Annotated in this window: 18 protein-coding genes; 10 read left to right on the plus strand and 8 right to left on the minus strand. The window is 65.5% G+C overall.

What is annotated here, in order from left to right; all coding sequences use genetic code 11:
- Positions 1 to 8 precede the first annotated feature (8 nt).
- Genes ABXH26_RS04695 through ABXH26_RS04705 form a run of 3 tightly spaced genes read left to right on the plus strand, consistent with a single transcriptional unit; the run spans position 9 to position 3,542 of the window.
- Positions 9 to 1,493 (plus strand): MBOAT family O-acyltransferase, encoded by a 1,485-nt coding sequence (locus tag ABXH26_RS04695; protein WP_353565886.1) that lies wholly within the window; start codon positions 9 to 11, stop codon positions 1,491 to 1,493.
- A gap of 10 nt (positions 1,494 to 1,503) precedes the next feature.
- Positions 1,504 to 2,667, plus strand: a complete 1,164-nt coding sequence (locus ABXH26_RS04700; protein ID WP_353565887.1) for a hypothetical protein — start codon at positions 1,504 to 1,506, stop codon at positions 2,665 to 2,667.
- A 26-nt stretch (positions 2,668 to 2,693) separates the two neighbouring features.
- Positions 2,694 to 3,542 carry an alpha-1,2-fucosyltransferase gene (locus ABXH26_RS04705; protein ID WP_353565888.1) on the plus strand — a complete coding sequence of 283 codons (849 nt, stop codon included), beginning with the start codon at positions 2,694 to 2,696 and terminating at the stop codon, positions 3,540 to 3,542.
- A gap of 70 nt (positions 3,543 to 3,612) precedes the next feature.
- On the opposite strand, the gene lexA is transcribed toward ABXH26_RS04705, so the two are convergent.
- Positions 3,613 to 4,227 (minus strand): transcriptional repressor LexA, encoded by a 615-nt coding sequence (gene lexA, locus ABXH26_RS04710; RefSeq protein WP_353565889.1) that lies wholly within the window; start codon positions 4,225 to 4,227, stop codon positions 3,613 to 3,615.
- 61 nt (positions 4,228 to 4,288) lie between these two features.
- The gene (locus ABXH26_RS04715; RefSeq protein ID WP_353565890.1) at positions 4,289 to 5,281 is read right to left on the minus strand and encodes an N-acetylmuramoyl-L-alanine amidase-like domain-containing protein; all 993 of its coding nucleotides are present in this window, start codon (positions 5,279 to 5,281) and stop codon (positions 4,289 to 4,291) included.
- 115 nt (positions 5,282 to 5,396) lie between these two features.
- Here ABXH26_RS04715 and ABXH26_RS04720 point away from each other — a divergent pair, with 115 nt between their 5' ends.
- Complete coding sequence (locus ABXH26_RS04720) at positions 5,397 to 5,816, plus strand: DUF5069 domain-containing protein (RefSeq protein WP_353565891.1); 420 nt, start codon at positions 5,397 to 5,399, stop codon at positions 5,814 to 5,816.
- Between the two features lie 96 nt (positions 5,817 to 5,912).
- Here the strand turns inward: ABXH26_RS04720 and ABXH26_RS04725 are convergent, their stop codons facing one another.
- Entirely contained in the window at positions 5,913 to 6,587 is a 675-nt protein-coding gene (locus ABXH26_RS04725) for a choice-of-anchor E domain-containing protein (protein WP_353565892.1), read from the minus strand.
- Between the two features lie 289 nt (positions 6,588 to 6,876).
- Between ABXH26_RS04725 and ABXH26_RS04730 the strand changes: the two genes are divergently transcribed.
- Positions 6,877 to 7,611 (plus strand): PEP-CTERM sorting domain-containing protein, encoded by a 735-nt coding sequence (locus ABXH26_RS04730; RefSeq protein ID WP_353565893.1) that lies wholly within the window; start codon positions 6,877 to 6,879, stop codon positions 7,609 to 7,611.
- 142 nt (positions 7,612 to 7,753) lie between these two features.
- Positions 7,754 to 9,388 carry a fumarate hydratase gene (locus tag ABXH26_RS04735; protein WP_353565894.1) on the plus strand — a complete coding sequence of 545 codons (1,635 nt, stop codon included), beginning with the start codon at positions 7,754 to 7,756 and terminating at the stop codon, positions 9,386 to 9,388.
- Between the two features lie 162 nt (positions 9,389 to 9,550).
- Here ABXH26_RS04735 and ABXH26_RS04740 read toward each other — a convergent pair whose 3' ends face one another.
- Complete coding sequence (locus ABXH26_RS04740) at positions 9,551 to 10,615, minus strand: serine hydrolase domain-containing protein (protein WP_353565895.1); 1,065 nt, start codon at positions 10,613 to 10,615, stop codon at positions 9,551 to 9,553.
- 71 nt (positions 10,616 to 10,686) lie between these two features.
- Here ABXH26_RS04740 and abc-f point away from each other — a divergent pair, with 71 nt between their 5' ends.
- A complete protein-coding gene (abc-f, locus tag ABXH26_RS04745; protein WP_353565896.1) occupies positions 10,687 to 12,321 on the plus strand; it encodes a ribosomal protection-like ABC-F family protein in 1,635 nt (544 codons plus the stop codon).
- 663 nt (positions 12,322 to 12,984) lie between these two features.
- A complete protein-coding gene (locus tag ABXH26_RS04750; protein ID WP_353565897.1) occupies positions 12,985 to 13,788 on the plus strand; it encodes a PEP-CTERM sorting domain-containing protein in 804 nt (267 codons plus the stop codon).
- A gap of 66 nt (positions 13,789 to 13,854) precedes the next feature.
- Here the strand turns inward: ABXH26_RS04750 and ABXH26_RS04755 are convergent, their stop codons facing one another.
- Together ABXH26_RS04755 and ABXH26_RS04760 are read right to left on the minus strand one after the other, a co-directional pair.
- Positions 13,855 to 14,241, minus strand: a complete 387-nt coding sequence (locus tag ABXH26_RS04755) for a hypothetical protein (RefSeq protein WP_353565898.1) — start codon at positions 14,239 to 14,241, stop codon at positions 13,855 to 13,857.
- Complete coding sequence (locus ABXH26_RS04760; protein WP_353565899.1) at positions 14,238 to 14,699, minus strand: hypothetical protein; 462 nt, start codon at positions 14,697 to 14,699, stop codon at positions 14,238 to 14,240. Before ABXH26_RS04760 ends, ABXH26_RS04755 begins: the two co-directional genes overlap by 4 nt.
- Positions 14,700 to 14,824: 125 nt before the next feature.
- Here ABXH26_RS04760 and ABXH26_RS04765 point away from each other — a divergent pair, with 125 nt between their 5' ends.
- Complete coding sequence (locus tag ABXH26_RS04765; RefSeq protein ID WP_353565900.1) at positions 14,825 to 17,332, plus strand: M16 family metallopeptidase; 2,508 nt, start codon at positions 14,825 to 14,827, stop codon at positions 17,330 to 17,332.
- Positions 17,333 to 17,378: 46 nt separating this feature from the next.
- The gene (locus tag ABXH26_RS04770; protein ID WP_353565901.1) at positions 17,379 to 18,005 is read left to right on the plus strand and encodes a C40 family peptidase; all 627 of its coding nucleotides are present in this window, start codon (positions 17,379 to 17,381) and stop codon (positions 18,003 to 18,005) included.
- A gap of 42 nt (positions 18,006 to 18,047) precedes the next feature.
- On the opposite strand, the gene ABXH26_RS04775 is transcribed toward ABXH26_RS04770, so the two are convergent.
- Together ABXH26_RS04775 and ABXH26_RS04780 are read right to left on the minus strand one after the other, a co-directional pair.
- Positions 18,048 to 19,373 (minus strand): TolC family protein, encoded by a 1,326-nt coding sequence (locus tag ABXH26_RS04775; protein WP_353565902.1) that lies wholly within the window; start codon positions 19,371 to 19,373, stop codon positions 18,048 to 18,050.
- Entirely contained in the window at positions 19,370 to 19,915 is a 546-nt protein-coding gene (locus ABXH26_RS04780) for a hypothetical protein (RefSeq protein ID WP_353565903.1), read from the minus strand. The genes ABXH26_RS04775 and ABXH26_RS04780 overlap by 4 nt, the downstream gene beginning before the upstream one ends.
- Between the last annotated feature and the right edge of the window lie 8 nt (positions 19,916 to 19,923).

Raw genomic sequence — 19,923 nt, forward strand, 5'->3', positions numbered from 1 at the left:
CGACCGCCATGCTTTTCAACAGCTACACCTACCTGCTGCTGTTCCTGCCGGTGGCGGCGGTGGCGTTCCACCTGATGATCGGGCCGTGGAGGCTGCCGCGGCGGGCCGCCTTCGGCTGGCTGGTGGTGATGAGCCTGATCTACTATGGTTACTGGAATCCCGCCTACCTTCCACTGATCACCGCGTCCTGCCTCGCGAACTACTACTTCGGCCGCTACCTCGGCCGGCATCACGCCCCCCGCGGGAAACGCATGCTCGCCGCCGGGGTCGCCGCCAACCTGGCATTGCTCGGTTATTACAAATACACCGGCCTGTTCGCCGCCACCCTGCGCGGGATCGGGGGCTGGCCCGAGCACATCCCGTCGATCGTCCTGCCCCTCGGGATCTCATTTTTCACCTTTCAGCAGATCGCCTACCTCGTGGATGCCTACCGCAACGAGACCCGCGAGTATCACTTCATCGACTATCTTCTTTTCGTCACCTTCTTCCCCCAGCTGATCGCCGGGCCGATCGTCCATCACGGGGAAATGATGCCGCAGTTCACGCGGCAGCGGCCCCTCTCCCGCTGGAACCGGGACTTTCCCGTGGGCCTCGTTTTCCTAGTGGTGGGCTTGTTCAAAAAGGTGGTCATCGCGGACAACCTAGCTCCGATCGCCAGCGCCCTCTTCGGCGTCGCCGAGCACGGCGACCGGTCCCTGACCATGGCCGAGGCGTGGACGGGAGCCATCGCCTACGCCCTGCAGATCTACTTCGATTTCTCCGGCTACTCGGACATGGCGATCGGCTCGGCGCGCTTTTTCGGCATCCGTCTGCCGCTCAACTTCGACTCGCCGTACCAGGCCGCCTCGATCATCGACTTCTGGCGGCGCTGGCACATGACCCTTTCCCGTTTCCTGCGCGACTACCTCTACATCCCCCTCGGCGGCAACCGCCTCGGACCGGCGAGGCGCTATGGAAACCTCATGCTGACCATGTTGCTCGGCGGCCTCTGGCACGGGGCGAACTGGACCTTCGTAGCCTGGGGCGGCATCCACGGGCTTCTGCTTTGCCTCAACCACGGCTGGTTCCATTTCCGCAAGGCGCGGGGGCTCCGTGCCTTGCCGGGGCCGGTCGCGATCGGCCTCACTTTCGCGGCCACCCTCGTGGCATGGGTTTTCTTCCGCGCCTCGGACTTCAGCGCCGCGAGCCGCTTGCTGGCTTCAATGTTCGGTGCGGAGGGCTTCGGCAGGTGGCCCGACAAGGCGCTGCGCGTGGCCCCCAGCAATGCGCCGATCAAGTTGATTCCCGTGCTCCTTGCCTGCTGGTTCCTGCCGAACACCCAGCAACTCATGGTCCGCTTCCGCCCCGCCCTTGGAAGTCCCGCTTTCCGCGGACCGCGATCCTGGTGGCAGTGGCGGCCGAGCCTTGTCCACTCCGCCGTCATCGTGATCATGATCGTGATCATCGGCCTCCAGTTCGACAAGGTGAGCGAGTTCATTTACTACCAGTTCTGATCCTCCGACGATGGCCCGCCTCCTCCGATTCCGCCGCTTTTTCCAGGCCCTGCTGGCCTTGGTCGTGGTCGGTGGATTTTTCCTGACCACCTGGGTCAATCCCTGGCGTGTGGTGAACGTTCCCTGGTCTTCCAAGGCGCTCGATCCCTATCGCGATATCGAGAAAAACTTCTCCCGCACCTGCAAGGCCGGCCTCGCCGCAAGCCGCCAGTGGGATACGGCGGTGTTCGGCTCCTCGCGGGTCGACATCGGGATCGATCCGAATGGCCCGCATCTCGCCTCGCGAAACGCCGTGAACCTCGGGCTGAATGCGGGGCTGCTCCACGAAAACAAGGCCGCGTTCGACTACTTCATGGCCCGGCAGGAGAAGCCGAAGCTGGTGATCTTTTTCATCGATGCCGGCGATCTGACCATGGCGGACCAGCGCCGGGAAGAAGGGCTCGCCGATTTCACCAACTCTCCTTTGAAACCAGGCTCGCAGGGCATCGAGTCGTGGTTCCGGGATCACTGCGGCGTGTCCTCCATTTCCTCATCCATCGAGGTCCTCCGCCGGGCCGCGGAAAAAGAACCCGCCCTCTACAGCCCTCGGGGATTCCGAACGGAGGCGGAGCGTTTGGAGCATCCCCGCAAACAGATCGCCGGCCTTTACCTATCGACCATCCTGCGCATCGCCCGCAACCGAACCGCCCTTGATGGCCTGGACGAGGGAAAACTGAATGAAGTCCGCGACATCATCCGCCAGTGCCGGTCGAAAGGCTCACGGCTTCTTTTGGTGATGCCGCCGAATCATGCCTTGTTCCAACTCGCTTTTCCCTCTCTGGGCGGCAGTGATCCATGGTTCGAAAGGGACCGCATGGCCCTGGCGCGGCTTGCCGAGGAGGGTGGCCCGGAAGTCGAATTCTGGGACTTTCAGGACGGCCATCCGCTGAACTCCGATCGACTGCCCGAAGAGGGGCAGATGGAGCACTGGATCGACCTGTTTCATTTCACCCCCGAGATCGGCGAGAAAATGCTGTCGGCCATGCTCGATGAACGAGCGGGATACGGAATGGAGCTGCGCCCCGGCGAGGTTCAGGCGCAGGTCGAGCGGCTCAAGCGCCAACTGGCGAACTGGGCTGAGGCCCATCCCGAGAACATGAGGTTCCTGAGCAAAAGCCTGGAAAAGTTTCAATGACCGGTCGCGGCGCAACTTCATCGGTGGTGGCCATCATCAAGGGGGGCCTCGGAAACCAGCTTTTCGCCTACGCCGGTGCCCGGGCGTTCGCCTTGCGCGCCGGGAGGGTGTTGTTTCTCGACGACGAGTCCGGCTTCCAGCTCGATGGCTACGGTCGGACATTCCGTCTCGACCGCTTTCCGATCCAGGCGGAGCCGGCCCCTGCCTCGCTCCGCCTTGGAAACCCCAAAACCCTGCGGCATCGGTGGCTGCGATCGATCGACCGGTTCCGGAAGCCCTCCCGCCGCCGCTATTTCGCCGAGAAAAAAACCGTCGTGGCGGCCGACCTGCTCGACTTCCGGAGTTCGCGCTCCGTCGTCTATTTGAACGGCTACTGGCAGGATCCCGCCTGTTTCGAGGACTTCGCCGCGGAGATTCGTCGCGAATTGTCCCCCCCCGAGTTGGAAGCCCCGCTCGACCGGGCGTTGGAACGGGAGATTCGTTCCACCGAATCGGTGTTGGTCCACGTGCGGCGGATCCGTTACTCGCCCAAGCTGACGGCGAACTACTACGCCGCCGCGATATCGCTGGCGACCCACGGGGTGGATGCTCCCCGCTTCGAAGTCTTCGGCGACGACCTCGCCTGGGCGCGAGAGCATCTCGACTTCGGCCGCCATCCGGCGCGGTTTCACGACGATCCCGGCTGCGATGAATTGCGCGACTTCCGCCTGATGAGTGCCTGCCGCCACGCCATCGTGGCCAACAGTTCGTTCAGTTGGTGGGCGGCCTGGCTGGAAAAACGGCCTGGCAAGAAGGTCTGGACCCCGGCCGAGCCCGGTTGGCCCCTCAAGCCCGCTCCAGGCTGGGCGACGGTACCGAGCCCGCTGGAATCCTGAACCTGCCGCCGGAACCTGCCCGCCCCTTCCGGCGGTGAAATCCGGCTCCCCGGGGGGAGCCTTTTTCCCGTCAGGCCGCGGTGCGCAGCAAGCCGATGACGACCCCTTGGATCACCAGCTCGCGCACGGGAATGAGGTTGGGGTAGTCGGGGTTCTCGGCCTTGAGGTAGGGTTTGCGATCGTGCACGACGTAGCGTTTGAGGGTGGTTTCGCCATCAATCAGGGCAGCCACGATGTCGCCCTTCCGCGGCTCTCGGAACTCAAGGATGACCGTGTCGCCATCACAGATGTGGGCATCGATCATGGACTCTCCCCGCACTTTCAGGGCGAAGGTGCGGGCGGTCGGACGGATGCCGAGGGAGGCGATGTCGATCGAGACACAGCCTTCGTTTTCCGGCGGTGCATCCTGGGCCATTCCCGCCGCGATCCGCCCGTAGACCGGGATATCGACGATCTGGGCGCGATCGAGATCTTCCGGGAAAACGACGGCCCGAGCCTTGTTGGGCAGCCGCTGGATGGCGCCTTTTCTTTCGAGGGCGCGCAGGTGGCTCATGGCAGCCGTCTGGCTGGCGAAACCAAAGAAGTGCTGGATTTCGCGGGTCGACGGCATCAGGCCGCACATCCGCTGGTATTCCTTGAGATAGCTGAGGATTTCCTCCTGGCGGCGGGTAAGGGCTTCGGGCATGGCTTTTGGAACAGTGTTCGGAAGAACAAAACACGTTCCCGAGCTGTCGGGCAAGCGCGAATTACCGCCGATCGGTCGTTTGCCAAGGCTTCGAGGGCGGCAGGTCGGCCGGCCGGTAGATCACGATCCCGGCATGTTTGGAGTTGCCGTTCAAATAGTCGGTGATCGGCCGGTCGATGATCGTCATGCGTCCCTTGTCGCGATCGGAGGTCGCGTGGCAGAAGTAGGCCCGGCCCTTGATCCGCATGATGAGCCCCACGTGGGAGGTATAGCCGTATTTCCAATTCGAGGTGATGGCGCAGACGTCTCCGTTGGCGAGATACTTTTCCGCCTCCCGGACCCGGTCTTTCGGCACCTGATAAACCGGGAGCTTGGAAACGCGGCACTCGATTTTTCCCATTTCGGGAACCAAGCCGGGATTGTGGCGAAGGTAGCGGTAACTCTTCCAGGCCACGGTCATTTCACGGATCTCGCGGGACATTCGTTGAGCTCCGGGGATGCGCTTGGTGATGTTCTCGCCATAGCCGCGCCGCTCGTTGTCGAAGAAGACTTCCTCGAGATGGTGCATCCGGCTCAGGTAGCTGCCGGTGCAGCGCCCGTCGCGGTAACGTTCCAGCTCGACCATGTGCAGCATGTCCTCCGGCCGATAGGGGCCGGGCTTGGAGTGGAGCATGCGGGCGAAGGCCAAGGCGTTCTCGTAATAGGTCCAGCAGTCCATCCCGGTGAGGTTCACCACCGGGCTCTCGATGCGGTCGTCCACCTCCAGCGTGTAGTTGACATAGGGCGTGCCGACCATTTCGCGGGCCACCATCATGGTGCGGACGCCGAGGGGAAGTTTCCGCCAGTTCCCGCTCGCGGCCTTGGCCACCAGGTCACGGAACTTGGCCTCGCCCTTGAAGACAGTCGCCATGGGAAGCCGGGGCGAGCCGGGCGGCGACACGGTGCGAGCCGACGGCGGACCGGGCACCCGGACAGCCGGATCGGGGTCGCCGAAACCCGGGCCGGCCAGGAGTGCAAGGATGCCGAGGGAGATCAGCGCGCCGGGGAGTCGCATGGCACGGATCCTAGCCGAGCGGCCATCGTCTGCCAAGAAGCAGCCCTCGAGATTCGGGCGTTTTTCAGCCGGAATCGGGTTGTGCTCGGACCTCGGGCCGCCCGATGGTGGGGCCATGGCCGACTCGATCCCCTGCAGCCCCCTTCTTGAAACCGCGGGCATGCTTTATTTTCCCCGACTCTGTGACAAGGTCCGCCTGCACCAGGCCGGGGAGCTTCATCGCGACTACCTCGCCAACCTCGGCTCCGGCATGGACCTGTGGACCTGCCAGTTTCTGGGGGTGGGCTACGACGATCTCGCGGCCGTGGTGAGGGATGGAGCAAGCAACGAGGCCGCCCTGGCCTGGGCGCGCGAACATGGATCCACCCGTCCGGAGCACGAGGTGGCGTGGTGGCGGGCCTACATGACCACCCGGGGCTTCCGTGACGACCTCTCGGAACGGCTTTCCATTCGGAAGCGGGAGGCCGGTTTCGCCGAGCGGGAGGACATCCTCACTTTCATGGACTTTATCGAGGCCGACGAAGGTCGTCTCTAGCCGAGGCAAAAAAGGGCGGAAGAAGGTTCTTCCGCCCACCCGCTTCTTCCGCCCACCCGCTCTTGGATACCCTCTCGGAGCCATCCGTCCACCAAGTCACCGGCGGCGGCGCGCCAAGAGGAGGACACCGGAAAGGCCGAGAAGCACCACGCCGCTTGGCTCGGGCACGGGAACGTAGGTATAAATGACCGTGTAGGTGGAGGCCTCGCCCGACTGGCTGGTGCGGAACTTCACGTCGCCGTGGGAATCCATCGACACGTCGTGGCTGCCCGTCAGGTAAACCGGCAGGGTGCCAGGTCCGATGTAGGGTGCGAGATCGGTGCCGCCGTCACCGGGAATTTCGGTGGAGGCCGAACTGTTGGCAGCGACCAAGCCGGTATCGATGTAGTCGATTCCCGACCAGTCGCAGACCCCGCCGACATCGTCGCTTGCCCCGGCCGTCAGGCTGAGGTTGCGCTGGAACATCAGATTGGTCGAAAGCGTGCCGAAGGTGGCGGCGGAAGTTCCGGACAAGCTGGCGGTGAAATCCACCGGGCTGCCGTTGTCGTTTTCGAACTCCATCCGTGTCTGGACGGACGAGGAGAGCAGCAGCTTCACTCCGACCAGCTGGCCAAGAGCCGGATCGAAAAGCGGCACATCGGCCGATTGGCTCAAGCCGGGAATGTAGGCGGGCGACGGCCCGTTGTTCAGGTCGCCGGTGAACTGCAAGGTCATGGTCTGAGCGCAAAGCGCGCCGACCAGCCCGAAGAGGGCCATCAGTGAACGGATCATGGGGGGAGGGGGTGAGGTGAGGTCGCATCCGCCGCGCCGATGGATCGCCGCAGCCAATGCTGAACCATTACTACACGTCATCGCGTGAGACTGACAACGATTTATTGCAACCTATTTGCAAGAAAGTCAGGAAACCTGAAATTAAATAAAGCCCAACATTGGGTGGATCTTTTCGGGCCACACGACCCATTTCCGCCTTGTCATCGGTTGTCGGGTCTGATAGTCAGCTCCTAACACCCGGTGTTCCCCCTCCCGGACCACCTGACTCCCCACCCCATCACCCCACCCCATGAGTCATCAATTATTCCCTCTTGCCGCCGTCATGCTTGGCCTGGTGGCCGCGGCCAATGGCCAGACGGTTACCTACTACGACGGAACCGGCCCGGTGCCGAACAACTCGTATTATCGCACGGACAGCCGTGTGGTTTCCGCGGACCCTGGTACGACCGGCCAGTATGCCGTCACCTTCAACGATTTTCGTGGCGGCGGAACCGGGACTGAATATTCCATCGACCCTGCCGGCCTCTACATGACCACTTGGGTTCACGGCGATGGATCGACCTCGGTCGTTTACGATTTTTGTTCGGAACTCTTCGTCGGCATCAACAATCCGCCGCCGGCTTACACCGTGACCCCGGGCTTCGGCACCCTCGGCACGTCGGAGCAGAGCAATCTGTCCGCTTTCCTTTCCAACGCGATTCCCCTCTACGATGCTGCTCCCGATGACGGGACCAAGGCCATTTACGCCGCCGCCATGCAGATCGGCATCTGGCAGGTCATCGAAGGGTCCAACATCTCCGTTGCCGGTTCCTATCCGGGCGATGCCACCACCGCCGTGGGTTATGCCAGCGATTGGCTGACCAACGTCGGCAATGGAACCTGGGTCGATCAAGGCAACTTCAACTATTACTATGCCGACGCGCCGGGCGAACAAGACCGTCTGTGGGTGGAAGCCGTGCCGGAGCCTTCGGCCGCCTTGCTCGGCTTGCTTGGCTTCGGCCTGATGGCCCGCCGTCGCCGCTGATCCCGGCTTCCGGATGATCTGAAAGCGCCGCTTCCTCCGGGAGGCGGCGCTTTTTTCGGGGCCATTGCCCGCATTCCGACAAGCACATGGCATTTCCTCTGATCCGCTGGACGAAGGCCGGCCGCCTCCTATGCTCGGCCGCATGTCAGACAAGCCCTTCGTCTATCAGGATCCCTTTCCCCTGGGCGACGACCCGACCGACTACGAGCTCATCTCCAGCGAGCATGTCTCGGTCACCGAGTTCGACGGCAAGCCCGTCCTCAAGGTCGAGCCCGAAGGCCTCACCCTGCTCGCCCGCGAGGCGATCAAGGCGATCAATTTCACCCTGCGCCCGGCCCACCTCGCACAGGTCGCCGCCATCCTCGACGATCCCGACGCCACGGAAAACGACCGCATGGTCGCGCTGATGATGCTCAAGAACGCGGAGATCGCCGTCCACGGGATCCTCCCCTTCTGCCAGGACACCGGAACCGCGACGATCGTCGGCAAAAAAGGCCAGCAGGTGTGGACCGGCTGCGACGACGCCGAGCACCTCTCCAAGGGCATCTACGAGACCTACACCAAGGAAAACCTGCGCTACTCGCAGACCGCTCCCCTTTCAATGTATGAGGAGGTGAACACCCGCACCAACCTGCCCGCGCAGATCGACCTCTACGCGACCCAGGGCGAAGCCTACAAGTTCCTCTTCGTCACCAAGGGCGGCGGCTCGGCCAACAAGACCTATCTCTATCAGGAAACCAAGGCCCTCCTGAACCCGAAGCGGCTGCACGAGTTCTGCCTCGAGAAAATGAAGTCGCTCGGCACCGCCGCCTGCCCGCCTTACCACATCGCCTTTGTGATCGGCGGCACCTCGGCCGAGACCTGCCTCAAGACCGTCAAGCTGGCCTCGACCAAGTACTACGACGAGCTGCCCACCTCCGGCAACGAGCACGGCCGTGCCTTCCGCGATCTGGAGATGGAAAAGGAACTCCTCGAAATGGCCCGCTCGGCCGGCATCGGCGCTCAGTTCGGCGGGAAATACTTCGCGCTCGACGTGCGGGTGATCCGGCTGCCGCGCCACGGCGCCTCCTGTCCGGTCGGACTCGGCGTTTCCTGCTCGGCCGACCGCCAGGCCAAGGCGAAGATCACGAAGGACGGGATCTTCCTCGAAAAACTTGAGAAGAACCCCGGCCGCTTCATCCCGGAGAAATACCGCGATTGGAAGTTCAAGGGCGTCGAAATCGACCTCGACCAGGGCATGGAGGAAACCCTCAAAACGCTGACCAGGTATCCGGTCACCACCCCGCTCGCGCTCAGCGGCACGATCATCGTCGCGCGCGACATCGCCCACGCGAAACTCAAGGAGATGCTCGAAGCGGAGGGCGACCTGCCGGATTACTTCAAGAAGTATCCCGTGTATTACGCCGGCCCGGCCAAGACCCCCGCCGGCATGCCGTCCGGTTCGTTCGGCCCGACCACCGCCGGCCGCATGGACCCTTACGTCGATCTGTTCCAAAGCCACGGCGGCTCGATGGTGATGCTCGCCAAGGGTAACCGCTCCCAACAGGTCACCGACGCCTGCAAGGCCCACGGCGGCTTCTACCTCGGCTCGGCCGGTGGACCCGCCGCGCTGCTTGCGAAGGAGCACATCAAGTCGCAAGAGGTCGTCGCCTTCCCCGAGCTCGGCATGGAAGCGGTATGGAAGATCACCGTGGAAAACTTCCCGGCCTTCATTCTGGTCGACGACAAGGGCAACGACTTCTTCAAAAAGATCAACGAGTGCCCGGTGTGCTCCTGAATGGAGTTCAAGGAGCGCCGAATGTGATAAAAATCGGCACGGAAGCCGTGATCGAAGATCCTCCACCAGAAATGGGGCACCCCCCTCTCAGCCAGTCATCGTGATCCAACGGAGTCGTCGGCATCAAGGGACCACTCGATGCCGATTTCATCATCGGCGCTCCTACACCACCGCCAGAAACGGCCGGTCCTGCCAGCTGCCCGAGTAGCCGAGCCGTGCGACCACCCGGCCGGCCTCCGGCCAAATGAACACCCGCTGGCCGGAAGACCCGATCAGCGCGACCATCGACGACGGCTGGCTACCCGAGAGGCAGGCGCCCGCCCAGAAGGTCGGATCCCGCGGGGGGTCGAGCACGTCCTCGATCTCCACCGCCCGCGATGCCGCCCGGTTCCGCCACAGCCCGCCGCCGAACATCGGGTTCGCCCGCGAGGTCCGGGTCATTTCCTTGAAACGCCCCGCGCTCAGGCCGGCCGAATTTTTTCCGGAAAGCAGATCCACCAGGGTCCGCCCCAATCTCCCCAGTCCGGTCACCGTCATCTCGGCACCGGTGGAAAGGTAAAAGTGGTCCGTCAGGTCCGACTTCCACTCCGCGCCACCCGTCAGGCCGATGGGTCGCATCACCGAGCCATAGATGTGCCGCTCGGTGGTCGTCCCGCGGGCCGCGCATTTCCGCCGCAGCACTTCGCCGAGCAGTTCCCAGCACACCGGTCCATAGCGGAAACGAGAGCCCGGCAGGTCGCGCAGTGGCAGCCCCACCGCCGTCGCGCCCTTGTCCTTCGGCCGGCCGCGATAAAGCGCCGCCACGCCTTCATCGAGCCCGGCCGTCATCTGGAGCAGCATCTGGATGGTGATGTCCTGCTTGCCCTCCACATCCCGCCACTCGGTGATCGTGTCGGCCACCTTCTCGTCGGCGCTCAGCCAGCCCTCGTCCGCCGCCTTCACGCAGGACAGCATCGCCAGCGTCTTGGTGATGCTCATGACCGGCCCGCTCTCATGGGTCCGCCATGACTTGCGCAGCGACCCGTTTTCCCATGCCCCCCAACCCCGGCATCCGCGGGAGCGGGCGATCGCATCCGCCCGTTCGAGCGTCTCGTGATCCCATTTCCGCAGGTTCCCACCGCCTCCGAACGGCACGCAGCCGCCGAGCAATCCACCACCCGCGAGCATCAACCAGTCTCTCCGATTCACGCCGACCTTGTCCGCCATCCCGCGCAATTCTTCAAGCATCCGCCTCCCGAGCGTCGGAAAAACCCGCTTGGCTATTGAACATTTGCCGGACCCCACGTAACCCCCGTGCCGTGCTCACCATCCACAAACTCACCAAGACCCTCGGCGGCCGCACGCTCTTCCGCGATGCCGACGTGACGATCAACTGGGGAGAACGCGTCGCCCTCGTCGGTCCGAACGGCGCGGGGAAATCCACGCTTTTCAAGATGATCCTCGGCGCCGAGGACATCGACAGCGGCACCGTGGACCGCGACGAGTATGCCATCACCGGCAGCCTCGAACAGGAAGCCGGCGACCCGGGCGATGAGACCGTCCTTGAAATCGCCATGGGCGTGAACCCCGAGATGGTCGACTACCTCCGCACCATGCGGGAGCACGAAAAGGCGGGCACCCTCGACACCAAGGAATACGCCAACGCCCAGGACCAGTTCAACCTGCACAACGGCTACCAGCTCGAACCGAAGGCGAAGAAGATCCTCGCCGGCCTCGGCTACAAGGAGGCCGACTTCCACCAGCCCGCCAGCACCTTCTCCGGCGGCTGGGTCATGCGCGCCTACCTCGCCCGCCTGCTGGTCATGGAGCCCGACCTGCTGATGCTCGACGAGCCGACCAACCACCTCGACCTGCTCTCGCTCCTCTGGTTTCAGCGCTATCTCCAGAACTACCCCGGCGCCATTTTCATGATCTCGCACGACCGCGATTTCATGGATGCGATCGTCGAAACGGTCGTCGAGATCGACCCCGACCTGCAGGAGCTCATTTCCTACACCGGCAACTACTCCAGCTACCTCGAGCAACGCGAGGCGCGCTACGAACAGAAGGTCCACGCCTACCGCGCGCAGCAGAAGGAAATCGCCGGCCACCAGGAATTCATCGACCGCTTCCGCCAGGTCGGCTCCAAGGCGGCTCAGGTCCAGTCGCGGATCAAGCTGGTCGAGAAAATCGACAAGATCGAAAAGCCGCGCGCGCCGCGCAAGCCGTTCAAATTCACCTTCCCCCAGCCCGCCCGCTCGAACCAGAAGGTCGTCGAGCTGCGTCAGGCCGACTTCGCCTACGGCAAGGAAAAGGTCATCTACGAGGGCCTCGATCTCACCGTCGAGCGCGGCGACAAGATCGTCCTCGTCGGCCCGAACGGCGCCGGCAAGTCGACCCTCCTGAAAATCCTCGCCGGCCAGCTCGAAATCAGCGGCGGCGAGAAGGAGGTCGGCTACCTGACCAAGCTCGGCTACTACTCGCAGCACCGCTCGGAGACGCTCAACGAGGACAACACCGTGCTCGAGGAAGTCCTCGGCTCCTGCCCGACGCTGCGCGAGGAAGACGCCCGCGCCATCCTCGGCTCCTTCCTTTTCCGCCGCGCCGATGTGGAGAAGCGCTGCGGCGTGCTGAGCGGTGGCGAAAAATCCCGCCTCAACTTGGTCAAGTTCCTCGTCGATCCGCCGAACCTGCTGCTGATGGACGAGCCCACGACCCACCTCGACATCCTTTCGATCGACTCGCTGGTCAACGCGCTCAAGGACTACGAAGGCACGCTGGTTTTCATCTCGCACGACGTGCACTTCATCCGCCACCTCGCGGAAACGACCTTGCACATCACCCGCGCCGAGGACGACTCGAAGAGCATCCTCACCCGCTACACCGGCGGCTACGACTACTTCCTCGAAAAGTCCGGCCTCGACGATGATCGCGGTGCGGTGACGGCGTCGTGACCTGAAGGGGTTTCCCTTTCCGCGCGGTGCCAGGAGAGGAAATCGGTGGCTGCGACGGCTCCGGTGGCTGCGACGGCTCGTCGCAGGCCGTGGCGGTGGCGGCCCGCCACCCTGATCTCTGGCGGCGGGCCGCCGCCATCACGGCCTGCCGCGCGCCGCGGCAGCCACCCACCGCATTCGCCCCCCTTGTCCCAGTTCTGCAATGGCTCCTCGCAGCCCTGCAAAGCCCTCTCACGGTTCTGCAATGGCTCCTCGCAGCCCTGCAAAAGCCTCTCACGGCTCTGCAATGACTCCTCGCAGTCCTGCAAAGCCCTCTCACAGGTCTGCAATGGCTCGTCGCAGGGCTGCGACGACCTCTCACCACTCTGCAAAGACCCCGCACCGTCCTGCAAAGCCCTCTCACAGGTCTGCAATGGCTCGTCGCAGGGCTGCGACGACCTCTCACCACTCTGCAAGGACCCCGCACCGTCCTGCAGAGCCCACGGTAGCGGAAACTTCGTCGGTCCGACCCGCTTTCGTTTAGTTGCCCGCATCCATTTCGCCCGCGGGCATGAATGAAAACCATTCCATGCACATCTCTGCAACAACAGAGGGGCACGCGGGGTGCTGCGGGAGCGTTGCACGCCATTCCGGCGATCAACCCAAATGCAACACCCCTCGTTTATGAACAAACTGCTTCCGATCGCCCTCGCCGCGATCATCCCCTCGGTCCACGCAGCCGTCAGCACGCTCGCCGTCACCGGTTGGGATCAGGACATCGTCCTCAACGACCCCACGCCCTACAACGACAGCGTCACCGCCACCATGGACAATGGCTTGGGCAACTTCGACAACTGGACCTGGGTCGAGGAAGGCACCTACACCGCCGCCGACGGCAGCGACGTCCTCTTCCAAGGCTTCACCGCGGGCGTGAACACCAGCCTCACGGGCAACGGCACCTTCGAGTTTCAGAGTTTCACAGGTTCCAACGCGCTTCTCCTCACCTCCGTCGGCGGATCCGCCGCCACCATGGTGGGCACGCTGAGCCTGGTCACGCCGGGCAGCTACTCCTCCCTCGCGCTTTACGGCTCGACGGCCGGCGGCCCGACTTCCGCCCTGGTCACGCTGACCTTTTCCGACTCCTCCACCTCGGACTACGTGATCGCCTCCGGCACGGGCATCGGCACCGACTGGTTCAACACCAACGCCGACCGCGCCGTGATCGTCGGCGGACGGGCCTCGAACCGTTCCGAGGAGGCCTACACCCGCCTCTACCAGCAGACCAACGACAGCATCGCGATCAACGAATCGCTCATCATGCTGTCGGCCGCCGACCAGGCGAAGACGCTGGAGTCGATGACCATCACCAACACCGGCGGCGGCAAGATGGCCGTGCTCGCCGTCAGTGCGGAAGCCGTGCCCGAGCCTTCGGCCGCCGTGCTCTTCGGAGCACTCGGCGTTCTCGGCCTGGTTCGTCGTCGTCGCTGAATCCTCTGTTTTTCTAGCTCCGTGGCGGGAGATGGTCGGCAACGGCCATCCCCTTTTTTTCCATGCTCACAGCATGCCCACGAGCAGGGCCACGGCGAACACGCCGGCGGAGACCACCAGACCCGCTCCGAAGATCAGCCAGCGTCCCCTGCCGATCGGTTCGCCGTTCCGGAAAAGCCCGCGCAGGTAGAGCTCGGCGAGGGGTGCCAGGAAAAACAGGATGTTGGCCCCGATCGCGACCAACAAGGCCGACACGCCGGCGACGATCCAGGGCATGCCCTGCTTCAGGGTGTAGAGCACCAGCACGCCGATGCCCGGGATCAGCAGGATCACATTGTAGAGCAGCCGCAGCCGCTCCCAGGCCAGCACCAACTCCCGCAGGGCCCGCCGGCTGAAGGGGTCGTCGTTTCCGAGATCCGCCGGCGGTGCATAGGGATCGGGCTCGTCGCTCATGGCGCGCCAGTCGGCGTCAGGGAGGCCTCCCGTTCCGCCTTGAGCGCCCGGTCGTAGGACTGGCCCAGCGATTTCTGGAGCTGCGGGATCAGGTCCTTGTCGCGATCCCGCACGCTGAAGATCAGCTTGCCATCCTCGACCACGATCTTCGTCGAGGACTTGAGCCGGTCCATTGCCGCGGCCTCGTCCGGCACCTGCCAGGTGGCCACCAGGTTCAGCTCCTCGATCACCGGCTTGACTACCCCCTCGCGGTCCATGCGCTTGTCCATCTCGGCGGCCCACTCGACCAGCTGCTCGTCGGTCAGCTGCTCCGGGGCATTTAGGGCCATCTTGCCTTCCCACTGCATCATCTTCTTGGCCTGCATGCGCTTGTAGACCTTGTAGCCCACCGCGCCCGCTCCCAGCACCATTACGGCCAGGATGCTCATCCAGATCGCCACCACCGCCTTCTGATTCATACCCACGGACTAGGCGGGAGCGCGGCGGAATCCAAGTGAGAAACCCGTCCTCCTCCCGCGCCATCCCGCTTCGCGGAAAAAATTCCCCTTTCCCCGTCCGGCACCCGATGGCCTGTTGGCCGGGCATGGATTTCCCCGCCCCGACCGCCCAGATCGAAACGCTGCCCAACGGCCTCACCCTGATCCTCGATCCCTCGCCCGCCGCCCCGGTGGTGTCCGCCCAGGTCTGGGTCGAAACGGGCTCCATCCACGAAGACCAGCTCCTCGGCACCGGACTCTCGCACTTCCTCGAGCACATGGTTTTCAAGGGCGGCGGAAACTTCGGCCCGGCCGAGCTGGCCGGCACCGTCCAGGGCGCCGGCGGCCACTGGAATGCCTACACCACCTTCGAGCGCACCGTTTACTACATCGATGGCCCCGCCAGCGGGCTGGACGCCTTCCTCGAGGTGCTCGCCGCCATGGTCTTCCACCCGCACCTGCCCGAGAGCGAGTTCGAGAAGGAAAAGGACGTCATCCGCCGCGAGATCGACATGGGCCTCGACGACCCCGACGACCGCGGCCACCGCCTGCTTTTCGAGACGGCCTACTCGCACGATGCCCGCCGCCAGCCGGTCATCGGCCACCGCGAGCTGTTCGACCGCATCCAGTACGACGACCTCCGTCGATACCACGCCACCCGCTACACGCCGAACCGCTGCTGCCTGTGCCTGGCGGGCGATTTCGACCCGGCCCTGGTGCGGGAGAAGATCGACACCCTGTTCGGCAGCCTGCCCCGCGGCATGGCCTGCGAGCCGAGCCCGCCGGCGGAGCCCGACCAGCTCTCGCCGCGGGTCGGCCGCGATACCTTCGCCATCCCCGCCACCCGCCTGACCTTGGCGTGGAAAACCCCGCCCGCCGGCCACCCGGACCAGCCCGCGCTGGACCTCGCCGCCGCCGTGCTGGGAAAAGGCCGCTCCGCCCGTCTCTACCGCGCCCTGCGGGAAGACCGGCCGCTGGCCCTCGAGATCAGCGCTTGGTCGTGGTCGCCCGCCAGCGGCGACGGCCTCTTCGCCGTCTCCGCCGAGGTGCTGCCGGAAAAGCGCGACGAACTGCTGGCCGGCATCCGCCGACTGCTCGCCGACTTCCCCGATACCAAGCTCCGCAAGGACCTCGACAAGGCCCGCCGCCAGATCGCCAGCGCGCAGTTCAAGACGCTCGCCACCGTTTCCGGCCGGGCCACCGACCTGGCCTCGAACTGGCATCAGGCCCGCGACCTCGACTTCACCCGCCACTACCTCCAGGAGCTCGACCGCGTGACGCCGGACGACGTCCGCCGCGCCATCCGCCATCTCCTGGAAACCCCGGAGATCCTCGTTTTCCTCGATCCCGAGGACGCCCCCGCGCCCGCCGCCGTGCGGACCGCCACCCCGGCCGTCCACGAGGTGGAGACCTTCACCCTGCCGAACGGCGCCACCCTTTCCCTGCTGCCCGATCCGCGCGTGCCGCTGATCTCGCTGCAGGCCGCCATCCGCTGCGGCGCGCCGGCGGAAACCCCCGCCACGGCCGGCATCAACCGCCTGTTCGCCGCCTCGCTGCCCCACGGCACCCAGCGTCACAGCGGGGCCGAGCTGGCGGGCCTGCTCGAATCCCTCGGCGCGTCCTTCGGGGCCTCCGCCGGCAACAATTCGGTCATCGCCCAGCTCTCCGGCCTGTCCGGCGACCTCGCCACGCTGGTGCCGTTGTTCGGGGAAATCCTCGGCTCGCCCGCCCTGCCGGCCGATGCCATCGAGCGCGAGCGCGCCTCGCAGCTCGCCTCGCTGCGCGAAATGCTGGAGGACCCGCTTTCGCTGGCCTTCCGCGAGCTGCGGCCGCTGGTCTTCGGCGGCAGCGGCTACGGGCTGCACTCGCTCGGCAGTGAGGAATCGCTGGCCGGGCTCGACCGCCTCACGCTCGCCGCCCACCACTCGCTCCATGTCCGGGGGCCGAATCTCGCCCTCGCGCTGGCGGGCGACTTCGACCCCGCCGAGGCCCGCGCCCTGCTCACCGCCGCCTTTGAAACCCTGCCCGGCGGCGAAGCCTGGCTGCCCGCCGCCTCGGAAATCCCCGACCCGGCCGAGCGCGTCCACCGGCTCGACAAGAAGCAAGCCGTGCTGGCCCTCGGCTTCCGCGGCTGTGCGGCGCTCGATGACGACCGCCACGCGCTGCGTTTCCTGCAGGAGTGGTGCAGCGACATGGCCGGCCCTCTGTTCACGCGCATCCGCGAGGACCTCGGCCTCGCCTACCGCGTGGGTGCCACCCAGTTCCACGGCTTCGATACCGGCCTCTTCGCCTTCTACCTGGCCACCGATCCCTCACAGCTCGACCTCGCCCGCCGCGAGCTGCTTGGGGAAATCGAAAAGCTCGCCCATCACGGCATTCCCGCCGAGGCCTTCGAGCGCGTCCGTGCCACCGTCCTCTCCGCCACCGCGCTGGATCAGCAATCGCCCGGCTCGATCGCCCGCCATGCCGCCGTGGACACGCTTTTCGGCCTGCCCGCCACCCATCACCGCGAGCTCACCGCCCTCTACCAATCGATCACCGCCGAGCAGGTCCGCGAAGTCGCCGCCCGCCTGCTTGCCCCGCCGCCCTGCACCAGCCTCATCCTTCCCGAATAAGGCGCGCTCGCCCTGAGCCAGGTTTGGCGTTAGAGTCCCGGAAGCCATGCTCCGCCTCCTCGCCGTCCTGTTTTTCCTTGCCCTGCCGGCCGCCGCCGCGCCGCGGGAAAAGCCGGCCGTGATCGCGATCGATGCCCTCGAGCTGCCGGCCGACCTTTCCCCGCAGCGCAAGCAACTGATCACCGATGCCCTCAACGCCGCGCGCGAGCTGGGGCTCGATCGCTACATCTTCGGCAGCGCGGACCCCTCTCAGGGCGGTTTCGATTGCTCGGGATCGATGTTTTACCTGCTGAAAAAGGCCGGCATCGACCCGCCACGGACCTCGGCCGGTCAATTCGACTGGATCAAGGCCGCCGGCAAGCTGGTCGAGGTGCCCGCCGAGGCCCGCAATCTCGACCACGCCGCCTTTTCCAAGCTCCGGCCCGGCGACCTGATCTTCTGGTCCGGCACCTACGAGCCGCAGGACGGGCGCACCAACAAGATCACTCATGTCCAGATGTACCTCGGCCGGGAAAAGGAAGACGGCCGCGCGGTGATGATCGGCTCGACCGACGGCCGCAGCTACCGCGGCGTCGCCCGCTGCGGCTTCGGCGTCTATGACCTGCGGTTGCCGAGAGCAGGCTCGAAAGCCCGGTTGGTGGGCTACGGCACCCCACCCGGCCTCGTGCCTTAGCTTGCCCTCACTTCTTGCGATCATGATGGTTTCCGGCCCGCCTTAACCACCGAGCGCCCGGATCAATTGTAACTGAGCATCGAGCACCCGAAGCTTCATCCGCGAAACGAGAGCGGCCGTGTCGCGATAGCTTCTCGCGGGGCCGATCGTGGCGATCTCCGAGTCGATGCCCGACCCGCTCTTCGACTCGGCATCGCGCCAGATGCCCCGTTTCACCGCCATCTCGCGCTCGAGCGAGGCGAGCTGGCCGCGGAAGTGCGCGAGGTTCACATAGGCGCGCTCGATCTCTTCGACAGCCATGTCGGCCGTCGAGCGGAAGCGGGCGCTGGCTCCGGCCGCCTCGGCGCGGCTGCGGGCGACCTGCCCGATGCGCGCGGGATCCCAGATCGGGATCTCCAGGCGCGGCCCGACCGAGGCCTTCCACATGTCGTAGTTGCCGCGCAGCGAACTGCTGGCGAGGTCGCCCCCCGCGGCCAGCGACAGGCTGGGCAGCAGGTCGAGTTTCGCGGCATCCTGCAGGGCGAACGCCTGGCGGACTTCGGCCTCGCCGGCGATCAGGTCGGGACGCGATTGCCACACGGCGGCCGGGACGCGGGAGGGGGTTGCGGGCACGCGGAAATCATCGGCCGGCTCCGGCACCGAAGCGCCCGCGAGCAACCGCGCCAGGCGCAGGCGCGCGTTTTCCCGCAGACGATCGAGTTCGGAAACTCCGCGCCGGAGCGACTCAACACTCTCGACCCGCTGGCCGTGCTCGGCCCTTGAGATCAGCCCGCGTTCGAGCAGCTCGTTGGAAAAACGGGTCGCCTTTTCCTCATCACGGAGCTGCTCGCGCTGGCGCTGGATTTCCCCGGCGAGCAGCGATTGTTCGAAGCGAGCCGCGCACACCTCCGTCGCCACCAGCAGGCGCACACCACGCCACTTCGCCCAGGCCACCGCCTCGCCCGCTTCGGCCGCAGCCACGCGGGCGCCAAGCCGACCGCTGAGGTCGATCTCCCACGAGATTCCGCCGTCAGCCGTCCACGGATCCAGATCGACCGGCCGGAAACCCGTCGTCCGGTCCTGCTCGCGGCCCTCCCGGAATCCGACCGCGAGGCCGGCCTGCGGAAACAGCCGCGCCATCGCCTCGAAGCGATCCGCCCGTGCCGCCTGGACGCGGTGCAGCGCCACCTCGACATCGGGGTTGCGCTGCCAGGCCTCGCGGACCAGGCGGTCGAGCTGGGGATCGCCGAACTCCTTCCACCAGTCACCGGAGAGCCGGTTCGCACCGCTCGGCGCGTGGGCCCACTCGGGCGGAGCCACCGGCCTCTGGGGCAAGGGGGTGGCGCAGCCGGCGAGCAGCAGCACGAGCAGGACGGCGGACGGCTTCATTTCGCGACGTCGATGGCGTTGGCGTTGATGACCAGCAGGTCCGCGGTCGAACCCTCGGCCACGGTGCCGGAAACGGTCAGCGTCGAGAGCTTCTCGATGCCGCCCACGCCCTCGATGCCTTCCTTGAGCACCCGCCCATCGGCATCGACGACCTGGATCGTGGCGGTGCCCCGCTTCTTGTCCTCCTTGCTGTCGCAGCACGCGTCCCAAGGCGTTTCGCAGGCGTCGTCCGGGTTCGCGTTGCAGGGCGTCAGCACCTCGGGATCACCGAGGATGAAGGCCGCGCGGCCGTCGACGAAGGGGCTGGCATTTCCCATGACCCGACCGCTGACCGTCACCGTGTCGCCGGGCTGGGCGGTCTGGCGGACCAGGTGGATGAGGCCGGCTTCACCCTCGGGCGACGCGTCGATCACCGCCGTCAGCGCGGCGCTGGGCGCGGTGGCGTCGGAGGCGGGCGAAGCCTCGGCGGTGGTTTCAGTCTTCGAGCAGGAGGCGAGCAGGGCGGCGGTCGCCGCGAGGAGGCAGGTGTGTTTGGTATTCATGTTAGATC

The sequence above is a fragment of the Haloferula sargassicola genome, from assembly GCF_040362925.1.
In the GTDB taxonomy this organism is placed as follows: Bacteria; Verrucomicrobiota; Verrucomicrobiia; order Verrucomicrobiales; family Akkermansiaceae; genus Haloferula; species Haloferula sargassicola.